Source organism: Arthrobacter sp. SIMBA_036, from assembly GCF_046535135.1.
GTDB lineage: Bacteria > Actinomycetota > Actinomycetes > Actinomycetales > Micrococcaceae > Arthrobacter.
This window is the reverse complement of sequence record NZ_JAWRXG010000132.1, coordinates 1-277: the sequence shown is the minus strand read 5'-3', so window position 1 is coordinate 277 and position 277 is coordinate 1. Positions and strand designations below refer to the sequence as shown.

Below are 277 nucleotides of genomic sequence, written 5' to 3'. Positions count from 1 at the left end.
AAAGAAAAAACAAAATGTTCATTATTTCCTAATAATTCATTTAATGAATCATCAAGTCTATGTCTTGCAACAATCAGTTTATTGTCTTTTGTTACATAAGACTTTCCATTTAATAATCTGAAATTATCATTTACAAACCTTTCAAAATTATCTACATTTATTTCATAGAAAGTATAACCATTTTCTTCATTATCCTGAAAATATTTAACAAAATGGTTTCTGAATAATTCCTTTACATTCTCTCTAAAATCTTTATAATTTAAATTAGTATATGAAG

At 22.0% G+C, this 277-nt stretch carries 1 protein-coding gene; it reads right to left on the bottom strand.

Features of this window, described 5'->3' with window-relative positions:
- On the bottom strand, window positions 1-277 hold a 277-nt coding region (locus SB659_RS19385; RefSeq protein WP_410551576.1), incomplete at both ends, for a hypothetical protein.